Consider the following 23,484-nt stretch of genomic DNA (forward strand, 5'->3'; position numbering starts at 1 on the left):
AAGGGAATGGCTGCTGCGGACCAGAGTCTTATCGACGGCCGTGCCGCCCGCCCCGCCGTCGTGGGACGGCGGCACGATCCCGGGAGACGACGGCGTTCGGCGCGAGCGGTGGTAGCGCCGTTTCGGGTACGGCCGGAAGGCTGAAGTACTCGCTGAGGCACTGCGGATAGGTGTCGATGTAGTGGAAGGTGATGAGGGTGCCGACGTCGACGACGGCGCCCGGTTCGGGGGTCTGCTCGGTGACCACGCAGGTCTCGCCCTGCCAATTCATCTCGGCCTCGGGCTTGGAGTTGTCGAAACCGTGGGCGCGCAGGCGCTCGGCGACCGCGGTCACGGGTACGCCTTTGAGGTCGGGCACCTTCGCGGTGTTCGGGTCCTCGCCGCCTTCGCCCGGTTCGCCGTCGCCGGGATCGGGTTCGGGTTCGGGGCGGTCCTTCTCGGTCCCGTCGTCGCCAGGCGTCTCGCCGGGTGGGCTCGAACCGTCCACTTGCGGTTCGTTCGACTCCTCGCCGGCCGGACCGGGGGACAGCGATGACAGGGGTGGGAGGTGGTAGTCGCGCACAGCGCGGTCGTCGTCGGCCGGCGGGCCCCAGGGGCGCCAGATGATCAGCCCGGCGAGCAGGGCGGCGATGCCCAGGGCCGCGAGGGCCGGGACGAGCCGCCGGGGCGGCTTCGCGGGTGTCTCGCCGTCGGGAAGGGCGGCGGTGTCCCCGCCGATGTCGGGCCGCTCGCGGTTGAGGGCCTCCATGACGGCGACGTAGCTCGGTCGCGGGGGAGCGCCCTTGTCGGGGGTCACGCCGTCGAGGGCTTCGCGGCAGGCGCGGGCGAAGCGTTCGGCGGTGCGCCAGCGGTCGTCGGGGTCTTTGCGCAGGGCCGTCATGACCGCGTCCGACACCGCCGCCGGAATCTCTTCGGGGAGGGGCGGTGGGGTCTGGTTGAGGTGGCCGTTGATGATCGCCGGGACCTTGTCGGAGGCGAAGGGCGTCCTGCCGGTGAGGCACTCGTAGGCGACGATGCCGAGCGAGTAGATGTCGGCGGCCGGCGCGGGGTCCTCGTCGGCGAGGTGTTCGGGCGCGGTGTAGGTGACGGTGCCGATGACCATGCCGGTCTCGGTGAGCCCGGCGTCGCCGAGGGAGCGGGCGATGCCGAAGTCGATGAGCTTCACCGCTCCGTCCTCGGCGATGAGGATGTTGGCCGGCTTGATGTCGCGGTGCACGATCGAGGCGCGGTGGGCGACGTGCAGGCCCTCGGCGGCCTCGGCGATGATCCGCATCGCCTCGGCGAGCGGGAGAGCGCCGTCCCGGCGGAGGATGTCGGCCAGCGACCGGCCGTCGACGAACTCCATCACCAGGTAGGCGCGGACGCCGTCTGCGCCTTCGTCCTCACCGTAGTCGTGGACGGTGGCGATCGAGCGTGTGTTGAGGCCCGCGACGAGCCTCGCCTCGGAGGCGAAGCGGGTCCGGAAGGACGCGTCGGCGGACAGGCCGGGGTGCAGGATCTTGACGGCGACCTCGCGGTCGAGACGGGTGTCGGTGGCGTTCCACACGGTGCCCATACCGCCGCCGGCTATGCGGCTCACCAGGCGGTACCGGCCGCCGACCAGTTCCCCGACAGGCACTCGGCGTTCCCTCCCCGACCTGTTGAAACCCGGCGTGGCCTGCGCGGACACCGGGCCGGGCGTGAAGTGTTGCTCTAGAGATTTTCTCTAGGCTAGCGGTCCCGGGAGGGGACTGTCCACGGGTGCCGAGGGTGGCCTCAGCCCCAGATCGCCGTTCCGGCAAGGGTTCCCAGGCCCGCCGCGGCGAAGCCCGCGACGACGCCCGCCACGACGTTGAGGGAGGCCGAAAGCCTCGCCCCATCGGTGAACAGCCGCACGGTCTCATAGGAGAAGGTCGAGTACGTCGTCAGGGCACCGCACAGGCCCGTACCGAGCAGCGAGGTGACCGAACCCGGCACGGCCCCGGCGAGCGCGCCGGCCGCGAGCAGGCCCAGGACGAAGGAGCCGAGCGTGTTGACGACGAGGGTGCCCCACGGGAAGGCGGCGCCGTACCGGGACGCGACGGCGCGGTCGATGAGGTAGCGCAGGGGCGCGCCGACCATGGCTCCGGCGATGACGAGCAACGGCGTCACGGCAGGCCCCGGAGCAGGCGCCGGGCGAGCGCACCACCGGCGTAGGCGGCGGTGAGGGCCGCGACGACGGTGGCGGCGAGGTAGAGCACGGCGAGGCCGGTCGCGTCGTCGGCGATGAGCCGCCGCACGTCGATCACGTAGGTCGAGAAGGTGGTGAACCCGCCGAGGACGCCGGTGCCGAAGAAGGGCCGGACGAGGCGCCGGTGCGCCCAGAACCGCGCGACGAGGACCATGAGCGCGCCGATGAGCAGGCAGCCGAGGACGTTGGTCGCGAAGGTGGCCCAGGGGAAGCGACCGGTGCCCGGGGGCCACAGGACGAGGAGCCCGTAGCGAGCGAGGGCGCCCAGTCCTCCACCGAGAGAGACCGCGACGATGACCGCCCAGTCGCTCCTCAGGGAGGCGGGTTCGCCGTCACCCCGCACGTTCTCGGACACGGATCACCCCCCCACCGGACTGGTTCGGCCGGCGGCCCGGCCGCCGCGCCGAGGGTAGCGCGAAGGCGGCCACGGCCACCCCGGGTTCCCCGGAGCGCGACGGGCCGTCTTGACCCGGGACGCGCGGCCGTCCACAGTGGAAGGAGGGAGAGCCGAGCGCCACCGCGTGGAAGGCGGGCAAGCATGTCACCACCCACCGCCCCGTACCGCCGCCCCGGCGTGATCACCCGCGACGTGCGGCTGATCTTCGCCGACATCGACACCTTCGACCCCGACCGCTTCGTGGCCCACCTGACCCCCGGCGCCGTCTTCCGTTTCGCCAACGCGCCCGTCATCTCGGGCCGCGCGGAGATCCGGGACGCCGTCGCGGCCTTCTTCGACACGATCGCGGGGCTCACCCACCACGTGCACCACGTGTGGGAGCACGGCGACGTGTCGATCGCCCAGACCGACGTGGAGTATGTGCGCAAGGACGGCGGGACGGTGCTGATCCCGAACGCCGACATCCTGACCTTCGACGGCGACCTCGCGAAGGACTGGCGGATCTACATCGACCTGGCGCCGTTGTACGCGTGACGGGCGGGACCGGCCGCGCGGAACGTCGGCGTGTCGCACGCGACGCCTAGGTTGGGTGAACCGACCACAAGGGAGTCCCGTGACCTCGCTGCGCCTCGTCCCCGCCGTCCGCGTCCTCGCGCACCGCGCGCCCGGCCGCGCCGCCACGGTCCGCCAGGGCGAGCTGCCCCCCGCGAAGATCCGCCCGTGGAGCGAGGCGCCGGATCCCGCCGAGCTCGCCTCCCTCGTGCCGGGGCGGTTCCCGCTCGCCGTCGAGGTTCTCGCCGGCGACGCCGCCGAGGTGAAGGCCCTGCTCGTCGCCGCCTACTCCGCCAAGCCCGACGAGATCGCGCGGGAGGTGCTCGGCCAGATCGCCGTTGAGTTCACCGGGTACCGCGACCTGCTGCGGCTCACCGTCGCCGCCGAGCCCGGCGGCCCGGCGAGCGACGAGGTCCACCTGGTCGCCCGCGCCGAGGACGGCAGCGCATGCTGCTTGTCCTTGACCGCGGCAGACAGGGACGCCCCCACCGTCTCGCCCGCTTACCTCGCCGACGTCGCGGCCGTGCTCGGCGAGTACGTGTGGCTGAGCAACAACGACCGCCTCGACGTCACGGTCGCGACCGAGACCCACGGGCTCGGCACCGCCGAACGTGTCCCGGCCTGGTGGTCCTCGTCGGCGACCTCCGCCCGGCTGCTGACCGAGCTGTGGGACGAGGAACCACCCATCGCGCTCCTCGACGAGGTGACCCTCACCGGCTTCCGCGCGGACTTCACCCGGCACAACCTCGACTACGCTCGCAGCGGCGCCTGGGCCGCCCAGCTCATCGACGACTACGACGTCGACGACGACCCGCAACCCCGCTTCCCCGGCGACCGCCTCGTCGAGCTGCTCACCGCCGAACTCCTCGACGGCGCCGCCGCGCTCGCCGGAGGGCCGGGGCTCGTCTACGGCCTCGGCCTTCCCACCGAAGTCGCGCGAAACGAGGACGGGATCGTCGCCGTCGTGCTCTTCGCCGGCCCCGAACGCGTCACGGCCGTCGCGATCTCGGCGGCGGTGTGAGCCCACACCGAACCGGGCCCCGCCGAAGCGGAGCCCGGTCCCTCTGCTCATCGAGCCGTCGCGACGAATCAGGCCGCGACCGAGGCCAGCAGAACCGTTCCCGAGCAGGCCAGAGCCCCCACGTTCTTCACGGTCAGGTAGAACTCGCGCTCGCTCGACCCGTCAGCGTTGATGCGCTGGAGGTAGTACTCACGCGTGATCTCCAGCTGGCAGGTGCTCGCACCCGCGGCCCCCAGCGGGGACAGACCGGGCACGTACACCAGGTTGAGCGGGTTGGCGTTGTTCCAGTGCCAGGTGCCGGAGGCGCCCGCCGACAGCGTGCCCGTCGACCAGGAGGTCGTCGTGGTCTGGCTGGCCAGCCGGATGTCGGCGGTGCAGGTGATCGTCCCGACGTTCTTGACGGTGAAGTGGAACTCGCGCTCGCCGCCCGGCTGCTGGACGTACCAGGTGCGGGTGACCTCGAACTGGCAGGCCGTGCTGCCGGTCGAACCCAGCGGCGACAGGCCGACCAGGTGCGAGGCGGTCAGCGGGTTGGCGTTGTTCCAGTGCCAGTTCTGCGTGACGCCGGGGCTCACGCCGCCGGTCGACCACGAGGTGAACGCGTTGATCGAGCTCAGCAGGACCTGGGTCCCGCAGGAGATCGAACCGATGTTCTTGATGGTGAAGTGGAACTCGCGTTCCCCACCGGGCTGCTGGATGTACCAGTCGCGGGTGACCTCGAACTGGCACGTCGCCGAGGTGCTCGCGCCGGCCGGCGCGAAGCCGACCTTGTAGGCGGCGGTGAGCGGGTTGGCGTTGTTCCAGTGCCAGCTCTGGGATCCGCCGGCCGCGACCGAACCGGAGTACCAGGAGGCCTGGACGCCGATTCCGCTCGCCTTGGCGTCGACTCCCGCGGCGGACCTCGCGTCGAGCGAAGCCGCGGTGCCGTTGTCGGCGTTGGCGGCGGCCGGCGCGACGAACATGGCCACCATGATGGCCAGGAACAGCGCGAATAACGTCGGTGCTGCTTTGCGCATCTTCTTTTTCCCCTCCAGTGACGGTGTGCCGCTCAATCCCCGCGGCACGGACCGAAGTTATGGCCACCACCGAGCCCGGCGTATCCGGGAAGGACCCCACAGTTGGCCGCGAAGGCTTTGTGGGGTGGGCGATCCGGGCTTCCGGCGGTCACGCAGGGCTACATTGGACGGACATGCCGACAAGGGGAAAGAGGCAGAGATGACCAACGGTGACGCGCGCGTCGAGCACGACGGATCGGGCGGCGGGGGACCCACCAAGCCCGGTGCCGTCGCGCAGGCGGGCGAGGCGCTCGACCCGGCCGGAACCCGGCTGGTGGCCGACGACGGATCGGGCGGCGGGGGACCGACGAAGATCCGCGACACGGCCACCGCGCCGGTCGTACGGCCAGGTGCCGCCGCCCTCGCCGACGACGGCGCCGGCGGCGGTGGACCGACCGGTCCGCACAAGCTCGCCAACGACGGCGCCGGCGGCGGTGGCCCCACGGGCCCCCACAAGCTCGCCAACGACGGTGCGGGCGGCGGTGGACCGACCGGCCCGCACAAGTGACCACGGGGAAACCCGACAGCACGAGACGGTGCCCGCCCCCGGGCGGGCACCGTCGGTGAGTCCTGGGGGAGCGTTGGAGCCTCGAACAGCGCCGGCGGGCGAGCTCGTCGACCGCGACGCCGAACTGTCCACGGTGGACGACGTGCTCGCGACGGGCCGGACCGGCCCGGTGGCGCTCACCGTCACCGGCGAGGCGGGGGTCGGCAAGACGACCGTCTGGCTGGACTGTCTGGCCCGGGCACGCGCCCGCGGGCACCGGGTCCTGTCGTGCCGCGCGGCCGAGTCGGAGGTCCGCCTTTCCTTCGGCGGCCTCGTCGACCTGATGCAGGCCGTCACCGCCGACACCCTCATCCGCCTCCCCGAACCCCAGCGCGACGCCCTCGAATGCGCGTTACTGCGCCGCTCGGCCGGCCCGGCCGTCATCGACCGCCGCGCGGTCTACCTCGGTGTACTCGGCGCGATCCGCGTCCTGGCGAGCGAGTCGCCGGTGGTCATCGCCGTCGACGACGCCCAATGGCTCGACGACGCCAGCGCCGGGGTCCTCGACTACGTCATCCGCAGGCTCTCCGGCGAAGCCATCGCCGTGGTCACCTCGATGCGCTCACCCGGCGAGGACGCCGTGCCCTTCGCCCTCTTCGACGGTGAACGCACACACCGCCTCCACCTCCGGGGCCTCAGCCTCGACGGTCTCCACCGCCTCCTCCGCGCCCGCACCGGCCGCCCGTGGCCGCGCCCGGCGCTGATCCGGCTGCACGAGACCTCCGGCGGCAACCCCTTCTACGCCCTCGAAATCGCCCGCGCGATGGACCGCGCCGGAACCGGCCGCACCGCCGCCGCCCTCCCGCTCCCGCGCACCCTCGCCGAAGTCGTCGGCGAGCGCATCACCGCACTCGCCGAACCGACCAGGGAAGCCCTCCTCTACGTCGCCGCCATGCCCCGGCCCCAGGTCACCGAACTGGCCGCCGCCCTCGGCGAACACGACGATCCCGCCGACGCCCTCCAAGACGCCGAGGACGCCGGCGTCATCGAGATCCACGGCGGCACCGTCCGCTTCACCCACCCACTGCTCGCCTCGACCGTCTACGCCGACGCCGCCCCCGGCCGCCGACGCCAGGTCCACGCCCGCCTCGCTCAGGCCGCCTTCGACACCGAGGCCGGCGCCTGGCACCTCGCCCTCGCCTCCACCAGGCCCGAGCAGCACATCGCCACCGCCCTCGAAGCCGCCGCCCGCCGCGCGCTGGCCCGCGGCGCCCCCTCATCGGCCGCCGACCTGCTCGAACTCGCCGCCCGCCACGCGTCGGTCGCCGAACGCCCGCGCCTGCTCGCCGCCGCCGCCGAACGGCTGTTCTTCGCCGGGGACGCCGAAGGCGCCCGCCGCCGCTACGAGGACGCCCTCGCCGAGACGCCGCCGGGCGAGGCGCGCGTCCGCATACTCCTCGACCTCGCCCTCGCCGTCTTCTACGAGGAGGGACCGACACAGGCGGTGCCGCTGTGCGACCAGGCGCTCGCCGAGGCCGGTGGCGATGTCACGCTGGCGGCCGTCGCGCACCTGCGCAAGGCCTGGTACAGCCTCAACGACCACGTCGGCCGCGCCCGCAGTGCCCGCAGCGCGGTTGACCTCCTCGAAGGCGGTGACGCGCCGCCGGACCTGCACGCGCTGGCGTTGCTGTCGGCGGCGTGGTTCGCGTTCCACGCCGGGCATGGTTTCGTGCCCGCCGAGGTCGAGCGCGCACGCGCGCTGCTGCCCGCCGACGGCCCGACGCGGGAGGCGAGCATGGCCCGCAACGCCCTGCGCGTCTTCCCCCGCTACCTCGACCCGCTGCGGGCGCGAGCCGACATCGAGGCGGTGCGCGCTGCCGCCGCCGACACCGGCGACGAGTCCTCGGCGATGCAGTCGCTGGTGCACCTGTCGGAGATGGACTGCTGGACCGGCGACTGGCACCGCGCCCGGCGCGAGGCCGCGCGGGCCGTCGAGGCGGCCGAGCAGATCGGGCAGAAACCCTGGCGGCCCTATGCCCGCTACGTCCTCGCCCAGGCCGCCGCGTGCCTCGGCGATCTCGACACCGCCCGGACGCTGGCGCGGGAAGGCCTGCGCACCGCCACCGAGGCCGACGACTCGTGGGTGAGCCTGCATCACCTGGCCGTGCTCGGTTTCATCGCGCTGTCCGAAGGGGACGCCGCCGGGGCGGACCGGCGCCTTACCGCCGCCGAGGAGCTGTGCGCGGAGATCGGCCTTGGAGATCTGGGGATCTGCGACCACTACGGCGACCACGTCGAGGCCGTTACCGTGCTCGGCGACCTGCCGCGCGCGCGGCTCCTCCTCGACCGTCTCGGTGAGCGCGCCCGTCGTGCGCCCCGGCCGTGGATCGAGGCGGTATGGCAGCGGTCGCGGGCGGTCGTGCTCACCGCCGCCGGTGAACTCGATGAGGCGGAGACGGCGGCACGGGCGGCCCTCGACGCGCACCCGGCGTTGCCGATGCCCTTCCTGCGCGCCCGAACCATGCTGGTCCTCGGCCGTCTGCGGCGGCGGGGCAAACGGAAACTCGTCGCGCGCGAGGCCCTCCTGGCCGCACGGGAGGGCTTCGCCGAGCTCGGGGCGGTCGCCTGGATCGCCATGGCCGACGACGAACTCGACCGTCTCGGTCTGCGGCGGGGCACCGAGCACGACCTGACACCGACAGAAGAGCGCATCGCACGGCTGGTCAACGACGGCATGAGCAACCGGGAGGTCGCCGCGGCCCTGTACGTGACGCCCAAGACCGTCGAGGCGCATTTGAGCCGGATCTACCGCAAACTCGGGGTTGGCACGCGCAAGGAGATGGCTGAGGCCATGAGGCGCGAGGAAGCCGAGTAGCGGTGTTTCGACTGGTCGGCGGCGTGGGCTCGCAACATCGCCGCAGGCCGTGAGCATCGCAGCCCTCAGCGCGACTACCACAGTCAAGGCCACACGGGAATGGCCCGGCGTCCGTCGACGCCGGGCCATCGCGTTCACGTGACCATTACCAGGGAATCGCCGGCTGCGGCTCCGGAGCACCCTCGGGGTGCCTGCCCTGATTGGCGTAGAAATCGCCGATCGCGCCGCCCCACGCACGGACGTCCGACCAGGAGAGCGACGCCCGTCCGGCCGCGTACGCCATGGCCTCCGACCCGAAGGACGTCGACTTTCCGGCGGTGAGACCGATGTTGTTGAAGGACGGTGACAGGGTCCCCTGCATGCCGAGGCTGTAGCCCCCGGCCGACAGCTTCCCCTGTCCCTTGATGCTTTCACCGTCGAAGGTGAACCCGGCGTTGGCCTTGGCGCCGCCGATCATCGCACTGGCGTTGAGCTCCACCGTCAGACCGGTTTCCCGGAAGTTCCGTTGCTCGGCGGTCGCCTTCGCCCCGATGCCCGCGCCGATGGTGCCGGTGACGTAGAAGTCCCATTCACCCTTGGCGTTCTTGCCCCAGCCGCCGCCCAGGGTCCAGCCGGCGACACCGACGCTGTACTCGACGGCCTCCCCGGCGGGAACCTTGTCGGCGAGGGCCTTGGCGTAGTCGGTCCAGGTCACACCGGTCGGTATGGCCTGCGGGTCCACGACTTGGGGCGCGGCCGGATCCCAGGGCGTCAGGCCCGGGACGGTGGCGGCCGGATCCCAGGTCGGATCCTCGGACACGGGCGGCATTCCGGCGACGATGGTGCCGTAGGCGGCGATGTCGTCCACGGTCGGACCCCAGGGGGCCAGCGCCGTCGGGTCGGCCGGCGGCGCGACCTGCTCGGGGACGGTGAACTCGCCGAAGTCGAGCACCGTGGCGGCCGGGAGGCCGTCCATGGGCACGGTCGGCTGCTCCTCGACATTGAACTCCGTCGAGACCGGCGCGGGGCCGGACAGCGGGAGATCGGCCATCGTGGAGAACTCGCCCGGGAAGGACGACTCCAGGGAAGCCTGCTCGGGAACCGAAGCGGTCGTGACCTCCGACGCCTGGGCGGCCTCGGCGGCCTCCTCGTCGGCGGCGTCGGCCGACGGGTCGCCGACGGACTGGCCTTCCTGCGAGTCGACCGACTCGGTGCCGAAGGACTCGGTGCCGAAGGACTCCGAGTTCTGCGCGTCGGCCGCGTCTTCCGCGGCGGCGTCGGCGCCGGGATCCCCGACCGACTGGCCCTCCTGTGAGTCCGTCGACTCGGTGTCGTTGGACGCGGTGTCGTTGGTGCCGGGGGACTCGGTGCCGAAGGACTCCGAGTTCTGCGCGTCCGCCGCGTCTTCCGCGGCGGCGTCGGCGCCGGGATCCCCGACCGACTGGCCCTCCTGTGAGTCCGTCGACTCGGTGTCGTTGGACGCGGTGTCATTGGAATTCGAGCCGTAGGACTCGGTGCCGTTGTTTCCCGAACTCTGCGCGTCCGCCGCGTCTTCCGCGGCGGCGTCGGCGCCGGGATCCCCGACCGACTGACCCTCCTGCGAATCCGTCGACTCGGAACCGCTGCCGTCATAGCCCGAGTCCGTGGTGTCTCCGGCGTCGTTGCCACCGAAGTCGGAACCGGCGCTTTCACCGGCACCGGCGTCCGAAACACTCGACTCGGCACCGCTGTCGTCCGCACCGCCGGTGTCGGAACCGCCGCCGTAGTCGCCGGAGTCCGAGGACTCCGACCCTCCATATCCTCCATCGTCCGCATACGCGGACCCCGACGCCAGCAGGCTCGCGAAGAAGGCGCCCAACACCATCGTGGGCACGATCACCGCCAGCCGCCAACGCCGGTGACGCATCACCGTTTTCACCCTTGCCTCCGTTCCCAGGTCCCTTGTGGACTCAGCGCCGGAGCCTAGCCATCCGGATGAGTCCACAGTGGTCTTTCGGCCGAGGCCGCCCGGGGAACGCGCGTATGGATACGCCGTGGATACGCGAGCCGTCCGGCCCGCTCGTTCGGGGTGCGCGACGGCGCTAGAGCCGGTCGAGTTTCCGCCGGATCGCGGCCGCGCCACCTGTCTCCTCGACACGATGGATCCCCAGCGCCCGGGTCAGCGCGTCCCGCGCCAGGTCCCGGTCACCCATCGCCCGGTGTACCTCCGCCAGTCCCTCCAGCGCCCGCGCCAGGAACACCTTCCCGCCGACGGCGGCCGCCAGATCGACCGAGGCCTCGGCGCACTCCAGGGCGCGGGCGTGGTTCCCCATGTGCAGGTGGATCTGACCGAGGCTGTCCCACGTCGCCACGGCGGCGAACTCGTCCTCGTTCAGCTGGATCGCCAGTGCCTCGTCGCAGGCCGCCAGGGCCTCCTCGTGGCGTCCGAGCTGGAGGAGCACCCAGCCGATCCCGTTAAGGCAGTTGGCGACTCCCGCCTTGTTCCCGGCCGCCCGGCCCGCTTCGAGGCCCCGGCGGTTGTGCTCCAGGGCCTCCTCCGGGCGACCCCAGCGGAGCATGGCCCCGCCCAGGTTCCGCTCCAGCTGTCCAAGCGCGTAGTTGTCGCCGAGACCCCGGTACAAAGCGGCGGCGGCCCGGTAGTGCTCCCCGACCTCCGGCGACTGCCCCAGATAGGACAGCGCCCAGCCGCAGAAGCGATGGGCGTATGCCTGGGCGGCCTCGTCCCCCGTGCGTTTCCCTACCTTAAGCGTCAGCCGCGACAGGGCGAGGATCTCCCGCCACCGGTAGTTGCGGCTCAAGGTCCAGGCGATCGACTCCGTCATCGGCCACACATAGGCGTCACGGCCCGTTTCGGCGGCGGCGCGGATCAGGGCCTGGGCGGTGTCGAGGTTGGCGACCTGCCACGACTGCGCGGCCTCCTTGCCGGTGAAGACTTCGCGCGGGACTCCCACGACATCCGGCAGCGCCGGCGACTCCGACGTCCGGCCGGTCCCCACCACTTCGGCGGAGTCGGCCATGGCGTGGGCGTGGTAGGCCAGGAAGCGTTCGAAGGCCGCCGCGCGTTCCCCGGCGTCGCACCCGCGCTCGGCGAGTTCCGAGCCGTACTCCCGCAGGAGGTCGTGCGCGGCGAAGCGATCCGGCGCCGCCTCCCGGAAAAGGTGGGCGGCGGACAGCTCGGTCAGGGCCTCGCGCGCGTTCAGCTCGTCGACTCCGGCCAGTGCGGCGGCCGCCGTGACCGACAGCTTCGACACCGGCAGCAGCCCGAACAGGCGGAACAGGCGGGCCGCGGAGGCGGACAGGGCCGCGTAGGACCAGGAGAACACGCTGCGCAGGTCGGCTTGCGGGTCGTCGTCGGAGAAGCCGTCGAGCCCGGTCCGGGAGATCTCGTCGGCGAGCGCGTGCAGAGAGGTCCCGGTGCGGGTGGAGGCCCTGGCGGCGGCGATCGCGAGGGCGAGGGGCAGGCCCGCGCAGAGTTCGATGAGGCGGCGGACGGCGAGGGGTTCGGCGGCGACGGCGTCGGCGCCGATGCGGGCCGTCAGGAGGTCCGCGGCCTCGGCCGGGGTGAAGGTGTCGAGGCCGATGGGGCGTGCGGCGTCGGTGACGACCAGGCCGGACAGCGTGTTGCGGCTGGTGACGACGGCGACCGAGCCGGCGCCGACCGGGAGCAGCGGGCGGACCTGTGCGGCGTCGCGCGCGTTGTCGAGGAGCACGAGCATCCGCCGTCCATCCACAAGGGACCTGTATTGGGCGGCGCGTTCGTCGAGGCCGTCGGGGATCTTCCGGGGGTCGGCGCCCAGGAGTGTCAGGAGACGCCGTAGCGCCTCGGAGGCGTTCACCGTGGCCGATGCGGGTCCGAAACCGTGCAGGTTCAGGTAGAGCTGGCCGCCCGCGAACGACGAGCGTGCCCGGTGGGCCCACTCGACGGCCAGGGTCGTCTTGCCGACGCCGGCTTGACCGGAGACGACCGCGACGGCGGCGGCGGGCGCCGCCAGGAGCCGGTCCAGGGTGAGGAGGGCGTGCATCCGGCCGGTGAAGTTCTCCAGCTGGCGCGGAAGCTGCGCGGGAACGAGCGGGCCGGCCGCCGCGACCCGGGCGGGCGGAGCCGCGTCGGCTTCGTCGGCGAGCATCCGGCGGTGTAGTTCGGTGAGTGCGTGGCCGGGTTCGATGCGCTTCTCGGCCAGCGTGCGCCGGGTCGTGTCGAACAGCGCGAGCGCCTCGGCGCGCCGGTTCGATCGGTACAGGGCGAGGATGAGCAGGTGGGCGGCGTCCTCCCCGGTCGGGTCGGCGGCGACGAGTCGCCGCAGGTCGCCGATCACCTCAGCGTATGCGCCGAGGGCGAGGCGGGCGCGGGCGTGGAGCAGTTCGGCGGACGTGCGCCGTCGGCCCAGTTCCGTGGCGGCGGCGCGCAGCCGCTCCGTCGTGGCGGCACCGGCGAGCAGGGGCCCGTTCCAGAGCGCGAGGCCCCTCCACGACTCCTCGACCGCCGTGTCGAAGTCGTCCTCTCCAACGGCTACACCCGCCCGCTCGCAACAACGCGCGAAGACGTCGACGTCCAACTCCCCGGCCCCGACCGTCAAGGCGACCCCGTGTTCACCGCTGAGCCGATCCGGCGCGGCACCGGCCTCCTGAAAGGCACGCCGAAGCTGCCACACGTACTTGCGCAGATTCGCCAGCGCCGAAGCGGGCGGATCGTCCCATACGAAAGGGACCACATCGTGATAGGGGAGGGACACGTTGGCGTGCAACAGAAGAGCGGCCAGCACGGCACGCTGCCGCGGACCACCGAGCCGCACGGGCACCGAACCGTCCGGGCCGTCGACGAAGGCGGCCACCGGTCCGAGCAGACGGAACTTCACGGCTCCACTATGGACGACGCGGGGGTTTCGCGCGAAGATCGGATCCTGGGATACCGCGGGGACAGCTGTTTCGCCGTCGCGGCGATGGTGGCGCCGTTGCGGGCGGCGAGAAGAACCTCGCGTTCGCGTGCGGTCAGCGGGTTCGGTCCGGCGGTCATGGATCCGGCGGCGAGGGCGGGGTCGATGACCCGCAGGCCGGTGTGCACGCGACGGATCGCCTCGATGAGGTGGTCGGGTGGGGTGTCCTTGACGACGAACCCGGCGACCTTCGCGGCCTGCGTGCGGGCGCGGTAGCCGGGACGGCCGAGGCCATGAGGCGCGAGGAAGCCGAGTAGCGGTGTTTCGACTGGTCGGCGGCGTAGGCTCGAAGCATCGCCGCAGGGACGCGAAGGGCCGTGATGCCGACCGAGACCAGCGACAACCGTTCCGGCGCCGCCGTGCGGGCGGCGCGACTGGCGATCCACCGGACCGGAGCCGATCCGTCCACCGTGGACGGCGGCTGGTGGCCGCGCTCGCCGGACGCCGCCGAGGAACTGCCCGGGCTCGTGCGCGCGCTGGAACCGCGTTTCGGAACGGTTGGATCGGTCACCCTGAACCGTGCGAAGTGGATCGGCCGCCCCCGCCGGGTGACCGTCGGCGGCCGGACGGTGCCTCTGGAGTGGACGGTGACCCTCGACCCGGCACTCGCCGTCGTCGCCGTCGAGCGCGGACGGCTGGAGATCCTGGTGGTTCCGCCGTCGTGCGACCGCGCGGTCGCCGAACAGGTACTGGGCGACGTGTGGCGGGGGACGAGCCTGCCTCCCGCGGAGATCCTCGCCTGCTGTTGAGCTCCGCTGCTGAACGGGGGCCGCGGACTGCTCCGCGACCCCCTCACCTCGCCGCTAGAGCGTCAGCGTCCAGGTGTCGATCCGGCCCGTGTCGGCCGAGGCGGCGTCTTGCACCTGGAGTTTCCAGGTGCCGTTGGCGGTCTCGCCGGCCAGGTTGACGGTGTAGGTCTGGTTGATGTTGTCGGCGCTGCCGCCGGCCCGGTTGTGCAGGACGTAGGCCGAGCCGTCGGGGGCGATGAGGCTCACGACGAGGTCGCCGATGTAGGTGTGGACGATGTGGACCTCGACGGTCGACGTCGCCGACGGGGCACGCCCGCAACCGGTCACGGCCACCGAACTGGACACCGTGGTGTTGTCCGGGATCGCCACGTCGGTGCCGTTACTGCCGTTGCAGGTGCCCGGTCCGCCGCCGGTCAGGTTGAGCGTCCACGTGTCGAGTGTCCCGGTGTCGGCCGAGGCGGCGTCCTGGACCTGGAGTTTCCAGGTGCCGTTGGCGGTCTCACCGGCCAGGTTGACGGTGTAGGTCTGGTTGATGTTGTCGGCGCTGCCGCCGGCCCGGTTGTGCAGGACGTAGGCCGAGCCGTCGGGCGCGATGAGGCTGACCACCAGGTCACCGATGTAGGTGTGCGCGATGGTCACCGCGACCGTCGAGGCGGCACCGGCGTTGCCCGCGCAGCCCGAGATCGTGATCGAGCTGCTCACGGTCGAGTTGTCCGGGATCGCGACGTCGGTGGCGTTGGTCTGCGTGCACCCGGGCGGGCCGTTGACCGTCAGCGTGAACGACGTCGTCTGCGTGGTCACCGTGCCGGTGCCGGTGATGCCGACCGTGTAGGTGCCCGGCGGCGTCGAGGCCGCCGTGGCGATAGTCAGCGTCGAGGAGGCACCCGAGGTGATCTGGGCCGGGCTGAAGGTGGCGGTGGCTCCGGCGGGGAGACCGGAGGCCGTCAGGTTGACCGTCTGGGCCGCTCCGACCGTCGTCTGCGTCGACACCGTCGCCGTGACCGACTGGCCGGGGTTGACGGTGCCGGAGCCGGGGGCGACGGCGATCGAGAAGTCCTGCGTCGGCGGCTGGATGTTGCCGACGTAGAGCAGCTTGTTCGGCGACCCGGTGCCGGGTCCGGTGACGACGCCGTTGGTGGCGTCGTTGACGAGCTTGTCGCGGACCTGCTGGGGCGTGTACGACGGGTTCGCCGACAGCACCAGCGCGGCCGCGCCGGCGACGTGCGGGGTGGCCATCGACGTGCCGCTGATCGTGTTGGTGGCGGTGTCGGAGGTGTACCAGGCCGAGGTGATCCCGCGGCCGGGCGCGAAGATGTCCAGGCAGGTGCCGATGTTGGAGAAGTCCGACTTGGCGTCGTTGCTGTCGGTTGAGCCGACCGTGATCGCGTTCGGCGTGCTCGCCGGCGAACTCTGGCAGGCGTCGGCGCTGTAGTCGTTGCCGGCGGCCACGGCGAAGCTGACGCCGTCGGCGATGGAGGCGGTGACGGCGTCGTTGGTGGCCTGGTCGAAGCCGCCACCGAGGCTCATGTTGGCCACGGCCGGAGCGCCGGCGGCGTGGTCGCCGGTCACCCAGTCGATGCCCGCGACGACACCGGCGTAGGAGCCGCTGCCGCCGCAGTCGAGGACGCGCACGCCGACGAGGGTGACGCCCTTGGCGACGCCGTGGGCGGTGCCGCCGGTGGTCCCGGCGACGTGGGTGCCGTGGCCGTTGCAGTCGGTGGCGTCGTTGTCGTTGTCGACGGTGTCGCGGCCGGAGACCGCGCGCCCGCCGAAGTCGGCGTGGGTGAAGCGGATGCCGGTGTCGATGATGTACGCCTTCACACCCGACGCGGTGTTCGGGTAGGTGTAGGAGTTGTTCAGCGGCAGGGCGCGCTGGTCGATGCGGTCGAGGCCCCACGAGGGGACCGGTGACTGCGTCCCGGCGAGCGAGACGACGCGGTCGGCCTGCACGTAGGCGACCTGCGGGTCGGCGGCGAGGCGGGCGGCGTCGGCGGCCGACATGGACGCGGCGAAGCCGCGCAGGGCGTTGCGGTAGGTCTCGGTGACCGTGCCGCCGTACTCGGCGGCGAGGTCCTGGGCGGCCGCCCCGACACCGTCGACGGCGGCGCCGTCTTCGAACACGACGATGTAGGAGCCGCTGATGGCGGTCGACTCGCCCGCGTAGAGGACCGTGCCCTCGGTGGGCGCGGCGAAGGCAGGTGTGGTGAACGCGGCGGCCGCGGCGAGGGCGGTGCCGAGCAGGGCGAGGCCGGACCAGCCGCGCCGCATTAATCGGGTGAGACTCATGTTCTTCGCTCCGGGGATGAAGGCGGCGCGACGGGCACGGCGGCCCGGTGGGGTCACCGCGCCGTTCGCGTCGACAGTGGAGTGGAAGGGCCCTAAGGGGCGTGGTGTGCCGGATGAGCCGGGCGGCGGGGACGACACGCGCCTGCCTGAGCGGTTCGAGAGGGTCATGGGCGTCCCCTTCGGCGAACACGGGCACATAACCGGATCGGGCCGGTCCGGGTGGGAACCCGGTGACCGAAACACTGACCGAAAGTCGACGGGGTGTCAATATCTGGGAAAGGGCGGTACCTGTCGGGTTTCTCGCTGCGCTCCCTACCCGGCGTCGTATATCGCGGACGAGGGGCGAGTGCGCGGAAGGTTTCCCGCCGCGCGTTCGGCGATGAGCGCGGCGACGCCGTCGAGGAGGCGCTGGAGGCCGAACTCGAAGTGGTCGCCGATTCCCGGGATCGCGCCGTCGCGGGCGACCGCGCGCAGGGTGGGCAGGCGGTCGAGGTCCACGAAGGACGCGACGGCCTCGGCCTGCGCGGCGGCTCGTTCCGGTGGCGGCTGGGCGGCGACCTCGCGCGCGAGCCCGCGCACATAGCCGTCGACCGACTCCACGACGGCGACCATCTCGTGGGAGTCGAGTCCGGTGCCGGCGAGGGTGGCCAGGGCGGCGTCGTACCAGGCCAGGAGGTTGGGACCGGGCAGTGCCGAGGAGGTCAGCCGCGTGACCCAGGGCGCGGCCCGGTAGAGCTCCCAGTCCGCGCGGGCCCAGGTCTCGACGTTCTGCCGCCAGTCGCCGGTGGCGGCGGGTGGTGGGGCACCGCCGACGAGCGTGTCGAACATCAGCGCCAGTAGCTCCTCACGTCCGGGGACGTGGGTGTAGATGGTGGCGACGCCGACCGAGAGGTGTGCCGCGATCCGCCGCATCGACAGCGCGGCGAGCCCTTCGGCCGCGGCGAGTTCCAGCCCGGCGGCGACGACCTGTTCACGGTCGATGCGCGGGCGTGGGCCCTTGCGCGGCGGGTCGGGCGGCGCCCAGAGGAGCCGGAGGATGCGCAGGTCGCGTTCGGAGTCAGTGGTCGTGGTCATCGTGCCGTCCATTGTCACCCGGGATGGTCCGCGGCCACGACCGTGGCGGCGTGCCGGGCACCGGCTAAGCTTACTCCGAACATCGTTCGGAGTAATGGAGCCCCGTGATGACCCCACCCGCCAGCCCGGACGCGTCGACACGCCGCGAACGGCGCGCGATGTACGCCGCCTCGTTGTTCAACGGCCCCGCCGAGCTGCTCGACTTCGTGCTGCCCCTGTGGGCCGGGTTGACGCTGAACGCGAGCGCGGCCCAGGTCGGGATGCTCATGGCGGTCGAGATGGCGGCCTCGGTGCTGATGCGCCCGCTGGCCGGGGTCCTCGCCGACCGCGTCGAACGCCGCGTCCTCGCCGGGATCGGTGCGCTGGTCTACGCGGTTTCCTGTGTGGGTTACGCCTTGGCGGGGAGCGTCACGGCCGCGGCGGTCGCCGCCGTCCTCGGCGGGCTGGGCGGCGCGGTGTTCTGGGTCGCGCTTCGCGCGATGGTCGCCGAACGTCTGCCACGCGACCCGGCGGTCTTCCCGAAACTGCTGTCCGCCGAGGAGACCGGCTCCTGGATCGCCTTCGTCGCGGCGATGTCGACCCTGTCGATGATCGGCTTCCGCTCGGTGTTCCTGGCCTGCGCGGTGGCCTGCGTCGCCGCCGCCGTCGCGCTGTTCAGTGGCCCCTCGCGCGTCGAGCCGCTCGCGCCGACCGCTCCCGGCGGGATCGCCGCCCTGAGCAGGCGGCTGTGGCCGATGCTGCTGGCGGTGGTCACGACTATGATCGCCGAGGCGGCCGTCGCGCTGCTGCTCCTCCTGCGCCTGCAGCGCGACTTCGATCTCGGCGTGCAGCAGATCGCGCTGGTCTTCCTGCCCGGGGCCATCGCGATCAGCGCCCTGCCGCAGTACCTGCACCGCTTCACGGTCCGCTTCGGGCGCCGGGCGGTCCTGGCCGCGGCCTCGCTGTTGAGCGCCACCTTCGCCGCGTCCCTCGCCTGGGCGCCGAACCCGTGGGTGATCGGCGCGCTGTGGATCCTGGCGGGAGCGGCGTGGGCGGCGGTGATCCCGATCCAGCAGGCCGTCATCGCCGAGGCCTCGGGCGGCGCGCGGGTCGGGCGCGGCATGGGCCTGTACGAGTCGGCCTGCCTGGTCGGCGCGATGCTCGGCGGTCTCGCGGCGGGTCTGCTGTTCGACGGTCCCGGCTGGATCGCGGCCTGCCTGGTCTCGGCGGCCGTGATCGCGTGCGGCGCCGTGCTGATGCCTTTCGCGGTCGGGCGCCTGGGCGTCGCCGACCGTCCCACGCCTCCCGAGCGGGAGCCGGATCTCGTTTGACACGCCCGGCATACGCCGGGTTTGCTGGCCGCATGTCCGAGCTGCGCATCGCGCCGGTCGACGGCGAGACCATGATCGCCGACTGGCACCACGTCCACAACACGATCGTCCCGCCCGCGGCGATGTCGCTCGACGAGGTGCGCGAGCGCGTCACGCGCAACCATCTCGCCGTCGCCCACCTCGGCGACGTGCTGGTCGGCTGCTCGACGGTCCGCCCCCCGGCCGGCGGCGTGGCCACGGTCATCGCGCGGATCCTGCCGGAGTTCCGCCGCCGCGGGCTCGGCACCCGGCTCTACGAGCACGGCCTCGCCCTGGCGAAGGAACTCGGCGCGGAGGCCGTCGAGACGGTCGTGCTGGGCACGAACGCCGACGGCCTGCGCTTCGCCGCCGCGCACGGCTTCACCGAGGTCGAGAGCTACGTGATGCCGGGCGAGACCGAACTCTGGTACACCCTGCGCCTCGCCTGAGCCGCTCACCGGACCGTGGCGTCGGTCCAGGTCACTCCACGCGTGGTCGCCCACTTCCGGATCCGTTCGGCGTGTTCGGCGGCCTCCCGGCGCATCGTGAACGCGCGACCCCACATGCGTTCGCCGGCGTAGTAGACGACGAGGAAGCCCCCGCCCTCGACCTGGCAGATCTGGAGGCTCGGGGCGTCCTCGCCGGCGCCTCCGCGCCACCGTTCGAGCACGATCCACCGTCCCCGGTCGATCGCGATGCGCCTGGCCACGTCCACCCCTCGATCATCCCGCGGCATTGTGCGGTCCGCCGCACTTTCCCGAACATCTGTACGATACGAAAGCCGCGCGGGCGAGATCACCGGGGTCGGCACGCGGTCCGGGGTGTCCCCACGTGGGTGGAATGACCGCCTACCGCCCGCGCGCGAGCACGGCGACCTCGCCGAACGTGGTGACCCGCTCGCACTCCTCGGGCGTCAGCCTGTCCAGCAGCGCCCGCGCCGCCTGCGCCTGCCGGGTGGTCGGCAGCTCCCCGGCGACGACCAGCGGCAGGCTCAGCTCGAAACCGGCCCTGACCCGCGCGTTGTAGCGCCGGCCGCCGCGGGCGACGGCGAACGCCACCCGCACGGCGTGCTCGTTGCCGGGCGGCACGTCGACGCGGTCCACCTCGCGCGCGGCGAAGCGAGCGTCATGATGGAACGCGCAGCGACGGCACGTCACCGGCCCCCTGGCGAGCACCGAACCGCACTCCACGCACTCCAGCCGGTCCAGCGCGGCGTCGACGACCCGCCATTCGTGCTCGGCGGGGTCCTCCACCACCAAGAGCTTCAGCGCCGCCTCCTCCGGCGACCCGGCCTCGACACCCATCTCCGCCAGCAGACGCGCCCACGCCGCCCCGAGCTCCGCCTCAAGCCCGCCGATCGTCTCCGCGAGAAGGACACTGCGCCACGGCCTCACATCGGTCATGCCGCCAGCATGATCCATCTCCACCCGCTGGAGTCCGGGACCTGTCGCCTTCTTGACTCAACCCCGTCCACCCCGCCCCGCCTGCACGAAAATGTGCCGGATGACAGGCCTCGCCACCCCGCGCATCGCGACCCGGGCCGCCGCCATCCCCTTCGGTCTCGGCAAATCCCTGCGCGCCACCGCCGGACCCGACAGCATCGACCTCGCCATCGGCACCCCCGGCTACCCCGAACCGCCCGCCGGGCTCGTCGAGGCCGCCATCGAACGCCTGCGCGCTGGAGACCACCAATACGAGGAGACCTGCGGCTCGCTGCCCGCCCGCGAGCGCCTCGCCACCGAATTCACCGCCCCCACCGACCCCGTCACCGAACTCACCATCACCAACGGCGCCACCGAAGCCCTCGTCGTCGCCCTCCTCACCCTCGTTGAACCCGGCGAAGAGGTCATCGTCTTCGAGCCCTTCTACACCAACTTCCTCTCCGCCATCGCCTTGTGCGGAGGTCGGCCGCGCTTCGTCCGCATGCACCGCCCCTCCTGGAACTTCGACCCCGACGACCTCGCCGCCGCCTTCAACGACAAGACCCGCGCCGTGATCGTCAACTCACCCCACAACCCCACCGGACACGTCTTCGGCCGCGCCGAACTCACCGAACTCGCCGAACTCTGCGCGCGCTGGAACGTCACCCTCATCAGCGACGAGGTCTACGCCCGCTTCGTCTTCGACGGCGCCATGGTCTCCGCGACCGAACTCGACGCGCTCGCCGACCGCTGCGTCGTCCTCGGCAGCCTCTCCAAAAGTCACGCCGTCAGCGGCTGGCGCCTCGGCTACTTCCGCGCACCCGGCCCCCTCACCGCCGCGATCCGGCGCGTCCACGAATCCATCACCGGCGGCACGGTCACACCCATCCAGAACGCGCTCGCCCACGTCGCCGCCGAACTCGGCGGCTGGGACCAGGGCGCACGGATGTCGGAACTGCGCGACCGCTCCCTGACGGCCTTCGAAGGACTCGGGCTCAACTGCTTCACACCCGCCGGAGGCTGCTACTTCCTCGCCGACGTACCGGGTTCGGGCGCCGCCTACGCCGAACGGCTCTTCACCGAGACCGGCGTCATCGTCGCCCCGGGCGAGCTGTTCTACGACGACGCGACGGGGGTTTCCCAGATCCGCGTGGCCTACAACAAGACGCCCGAGACCATCGCCGAGGCCGCCGAACGGTTGAAGGGCTTCCGGGCCTGAAGGGGCCACGGCCGCACGCGTCCGGTATGAGCGTCGTCCTCGTCGGCACGGTGCCGCGAGGCCGCTGCACCCTGGCGCTCGCCGACCGGCGCGGACCGCCCCCGCTCACCGCCCGCCGGACAACTCCTCGATCGGCAGCCGCGGCGCACCCGACTCGGCCGCGGCCGCCTTGCGCTGCTGCGGCAGACGGTGACCGCCCCGCGGACGCAGCGCGACCCCCGAGTCGGCCAGCAACCGGTGCACGAAACCGTATGAGCGCCCCAGCTCGGCGGCCAGCGCGCGGATGCTGCGCCCGGCGATGTAGGCCGCGACAAGGCTTGAGACCAGTACCGTCCGCTGCGCACCCCGCACCTTCTTGTGCTTCTCAAGCTTGATCACACCGGGATGAACGAATCCGGAGCGCAAAGAGTCACGGGACAGTCGATAACGGGATGAAAGTGAAGATTTCCCTCAGTCGCGCTCTGAGACGGCCAGCGGCAGCTCCACCCGGACGCACGTCCCCTCTCCCGGCGCGCCCGTCATCTCGACGGTCCCCTTGTGCGCGGCCACGATCGACGCGACGATCGACAGCCCGAGCCCCGACCCGCCCGTCGCCCGGGAACGCGAGGGGTCGGCGCGGTAGAGCCGGTCGAAGGCCCGCGCGCGGTGTTCGTCGTCGAGTCCGGGCCCGTCGTCTCGCACGCTCAGCATCGCCCGGGTGTCCTCGGCGGCCAGGGTCACCGTGACGGTCGTGCCCGGCGGCGTGTGCTGCCTGGCGTTGGCCAGCAGGTTCGCCGTCACCTGCCGCAGCCTCGCCTCGTCGCCGGTCACCGTCACGGCCGGCGCCACCTCGGCGACGAGTTCGCGTTCGGCGTCGACCGCCCGCGCGTCGTCCACCGAGTCGGCGACGACCCTCGACAGGTCGCAGTCCCCGTAGACCTGCTCGGCCTGCTGGTCGAGCCGCGCCAGCAGCAGCATGTCGTCGACCAGCGCCGCCATCCGCAGGTTCTCCGCGCGGATCCGGCTCATCGCCCGGTCCAGCATCGCCTTCGAGGAGGCGCCGCCCGACTCGTACAGGTCGGCGTAACCGCCGATCGTCGCCAGGGGAGTCCGCAGTTCGTGCGAGGCGTCGGCGACGAAGCGCCGCAGCCGCTCCTGCTGGGTTTCCCGCTCACCGATCGCACGGACGAGCCGCGACACCATCGTGTTGATCGCGGTGGCCAGCCGCGTCAGCTCGTCGAAACGCCCGGAACTCTTGACCACCCGGCGGCTCAGGTCGCCCTCGGCGATCGCGGCGGCGGTGTCGATCATGTTCCCGACCGGCCGCAGCCCCCGCCGCGTGATCCACCAGCTCGCCAGCACGCTCAGCAGCAGAACCCCGGCGACCGTCACCGCCATGGTGGTGATCAGCTGTTCGCGTACGGTGCCGACCTCGGTCATCGGCGCGGCGAGCACGAGGCTGCCGCTCACCGAGGTCTGCTCGCCGGTGGCCGGATCCAGCATGAGCTGGGCGACGCGGCCGACGACGAGCAGGCGGTAGTCGGTCGAGCCGTCCGCGCTGGTGGCGGTCACCGCCTCGCCGTGGGCGGGCATGGGGTCGGGGAGTTCGGGCGGGGGCAGCGGGTCGGTGTAGTACCCGGCGTTGATGACGCCCGCGAGGTTCCCGGCGTCGTCGACGACCAGGACCGCGACGGCCTGGTACGCCGAGGCCGCGGCCGGTGAGGCGATGATCCGCACGTCGCCGACAGGCGCCTTGACGGTGGCGAGCTGCGGCTGGCGCATGTACTCGCGCAGCTGCGCGTCGAGCCGGGCGGTCATCGAGCCGGTGACGGCGCTGATGGCGACCACGCTGATCACCGCGGTCGCCAGGCACAACAGCGCGCCGGTCGAGAGGATGAGTCGTGCCTTGATGGTCATCG

21 protein-coding genes are annotated in these 23,484 nt (G+C 72.3%); 8 read left to right on the plus strand and 13 right to left on the minus strand.

Going from position 1 to position 23,484, the window contains the following annotated elements; translation table 11 throughout:
• Positions 1 to 28: 28 nt before the first annotated feature.
• From HNR73_RS23300 to HNR73_RS23310, 3 genes are all read right to left on the minus strand, one after another.
• Complete coding sequence (locus HNR73_RS23300; RefSeq protein WP_184789717.1) at positions 29 to 1,618, minus strand: serine/threonine-protein kinase; 1,590 nt, start codon at positions 1,616 to 1,618, stop codon at positions 29 to 31.
• 137 nt (positions 1,619 to 1,755) lie between these two features.
• On the minus strand, positions 1,756 to 2,130 hold the full coding sequence (gene crcB, locus HNR73_RS23305; protein ID WP_184789718.1) for a fluoride efflux transporter CrcB: 375 nt from the start codon (positions 2,128 to 2,130) through the stop codon (positions 1,756 to 1,758).
• Positions 2,127 to 2,564, minus strand: a complete 438-nt coding sequence (locus HNR73_RS23310; RefSeq protein ID WP_184789719.1) for a fluoride efflux transporter FluC — start codon at positions 2,562 to 2,564, stop codon at positions 2,127 to 2,129. Before HNR73_RS23310 ends, crcB begins: the two co-directional genes overlap by 4 nt.
• A 183-nt stretch (positions 2,565 to 2,747) precedes the next feature.
• On the opposite strand from HNR73_RS23310, the gene HNR73_RS23315 reads away from it, so the two are divergent.
• Entirely contained in the window at positions 2,748 to 3,140 is a 393-nt protein-coding gene (locus HNR73_RS23315; protein ID WP_184789720.1) for a nuclear transport factor 2 family protein, read from the plus strand.
• 79 nt (positions 3,141 to 3,219) lie between these two features.
• Positions 3,220 to 4,179, plus strand: coding sequence for a hypothetical protein (locus HNR73_RS23320; protein ID WP_184789721.1), 960 nt, complete (start codon positions 3,220 to 3,222; stop codon positions 4,177 to 4,179).
• Positions 4,180 to 4,247: 68 nt separating this feature from the next.
• Here the strand turns inward: HNR73_RS23320 and HNR73_RS23325 are convergent, their stop codons facing one another.
• Positions 4,248 to 5,195 (minus strand): hypothetical protein, encoded by a 948-nt coding sequence (locus HNR73_RS23325; RefSeq protein ID WP_184789722.1) that lies wholly within the window; start codon positions 5,193 to 5,195, stop codon positions 4,248 to 4,250.
• Positions 5,196 to 5,394: 199 nt separating this feature from the next.
• Between HNR73_RS23325 and HNR73_RS23330 the strand changes: the two genes are divergently transcribed.
• On the plus strand, positions 5,395 to 5,742 hold the full coding sequence (locus HNR73_RS23330; RefSeq protein WP_184789723.1) for a hypothetical protein: 348 nt from the start codon (positions 5,395 to 5,397) through the stop codon (positions 5,740 to 5,742).
• A 73-nt stretch (positions 5,743 to 5,815) separates the two neighbouring features.
• Positions 5,816 to 8,596: a helix-turn-helix transcriptional regulator gene (locus HNR73_RS23335; RefSeq protein WP_184789724.1), complete on the plus strand. Its 2,781-nt coding sequence runs from the start codon at positions 5,816 to 5,818 to the stop codon at positions 8,594 to 8,596.
• Between the two features lie 145 nt (positions 8,597 to 8,741).
• On the opposite strand, the gene HNR73_RS23340 is transcribed toward HNR73_RS23335, so the two are convergent.
• From HNR73_RS23340 to HNR73_RS41235, 3 genes are all read right to left on the minus strand, one after another.
• A complete protein-coding gene (locus HNR73_RS23340; protein WP_184789725.1) occupies positions 8,742 to 10,481 on the minus strand; it encodes a hypothetical protein in 1,740 nt (579 codons plus the stop codon).
• Between the two features lie 175 nt (positions 10,482 to 10,656).
• Positions 10,657 to 13,431: an AfsR/SARP family transcriptional regulator gene (locus HNR73_RS23345; protein ID WP_184789726.1), complete on the minus strand. Its 2,775-nt coding sequence runs from the start codon at positions 13,429 to 13,431 to the stop codon at positions 10,657 to 10,659.
• Positions 13,428 to 13,637, minus strand: a complete 210-nt coding sequence (locus tag HNR73_RS41235) for a hypothetical protein (protein ID WP_184789727.1) — start codon at positions 13,635 to 13,637, stop codon at positions 13,428 to 13,430. Before HNR73_RS41235 ends, HNR73_RS23345 begins: the two co-directional genes overlap by 4 nt.
• Positions 13,638 to 13,829: 192 nt before the next feature.
• Here HNR73_RS41235 and HNR73_RS23355 point away from each other — a divergent pair, with 192 nt between their 5' ends.
• Complete coding sequence (locus HNR73_RS23355) at positions 13,830 to 14,258, plus strand: DUF5994 family protein (RefSeq protein WP_184789728.1); 429 nt, start codon at positions 13,830 to 13,832, stop codon at positions 14,256 to 14,258.
• Positions 14,259 to 14,312: 54 nt separating this feature from the next.
• Here the strand turns inward: HNR73_RS23355 and HNR73_RS23360 are convergent, their stop codons facing one another.
• Positions 14,313 to 16,544, minus strand: coding sequence for a S8 family serine peptidase (locus HNR73_RS23360; RefSeq protein WP_184789729.1), 2,232 nt, complete (start codon positions 16,542 to 16,544; stop codon positions 14,313 to 14,315).
• Between the two features lie 312 nt (positions 16,545 to 16,856).
• Positions 16,857 to 17,618 (minus strand): TetR/AcrR family transcriptional regulator C-terminal domain-containing protein, encoded by a 762-nt coding sequence (locus tag HNR73_RS23365; RefSeq protein WP_184789730.1) that lies wholly within the window; start codon positions 17,616 to 17,618, stop codon positions 16,857 to 16,859.
• A 107-nt stretch (positions 17,619 to 17,725) separates the two neighbouring features.
• Here HNR73_RS23365 and HNR73_RS23370 point away from each other — a divergent pair, with 107 nt between their 5' ends.
• Entirely contained in the window at positions 17,726 to 18,928 is a 1,203-nt protein-coding gene (locus HNR73_RS23370; protein ID WP_184789731.1) for an MFS transporter, read from the plus strand.
• 32 nt (positions 18,929 to 18,960) lie between these two features.
• Positions 18,961 to 19,395, plus strand: coding sequence for a GNAT family N-acetyltransferase (locus HNR73_RS23375; RefSeq protein WP_184789732.1), 435 nt, complete (start codon positions 18,961 to 18,963; stop codon positions 19,393 to 19,395).
• 5 nt (positions 19,396 to 19,400) lie between these two features.
• On the opposite strand, the gene HNR73_RS23380 is transcribed toward HNR73_RS23375, so the two are convergent.
• Positions 19,401 to 19,655 (minus strand): hypothetical protein, encoded by a 255-nt coding sequence (locus HNR73_RS23380; RefSeq protein WP_184789733.1) that lies wholly within the window; start codon positions 19,653 to 19,655, stop codon positions 19,401 to 19,403.
• Between the two features lie 139 nt (positions 19,656 to 19,794).
• Positions 19,795 to 20,349: a hypothetical protein gene (locus HNR73_RS23385; protein WP_184789734.1), complete on the minus strand. Its 555-nt coding sequence runs from the start codon at positions 20,347 to 20,349 to the stop codon at positions 19,795 to 19,797.
• Between the two features lie 100 nt (positions 20,350 to 20,449).
• On the opposite strand from HNR73_RS23385, the gene HNR73_RS23390 reads away from it, so the two are divergent.
• Positions 20,450 to 21,586: a pyridoxal phosphate-dependent aminotransferase gene (locus tag HNR73_RS23390; protein ID WP_184789735.1), complete on the plus strand. Its 1,137-nt coding sequence runs from the start codon at positions 20,450 to 20,452 to the stop codon at positions 21,584 to 21,586.
• Between the two features lie 105 nt (positions 21,587 to 21,691).
• On the opposite strand, the gene HNR73_RS23395 is transcribed toward HNR73_RS23390, so the two are convergent.
• The gene (locus tag HNR73_RS23395; RefSeq protein ID WP_184789736.1) at positions 21,692 to 21,964 is read right to left on the minus strand and encodes a helix-turn-helix domain-containing protein; all 273 of its coding nucleotides are present in this window, start codon (positions 21,962 to 21,964) and stop codon (positions 21,692 to 21,694) included.
• Positions 21,965 to 22,036: 72 nt separating this feature from the next.
• On the minus strand, positions 22,037 to 23,482 hold the full coding sequence (locus HNR73_RS23400) for a sensor histidine kinase (protein WP_184789737.1): 1,446 nt from the start codon (positions 23,480 to 23,482) through the stop codon (positions 22,037 to 22,039).
• Positions 23,483 to 23,484: the final 2 nt, after the last annotated feature.

Source organism: Phytomonospora endophytica (assembly GCF_014202425.1).
Taxonomy (GTDB): Bacteria; Actinomycetota; Actinomycetes; order Mycobacteriales; family Micromonosporaceae; genus Phytomonospora; species Phytomonospora endophytica.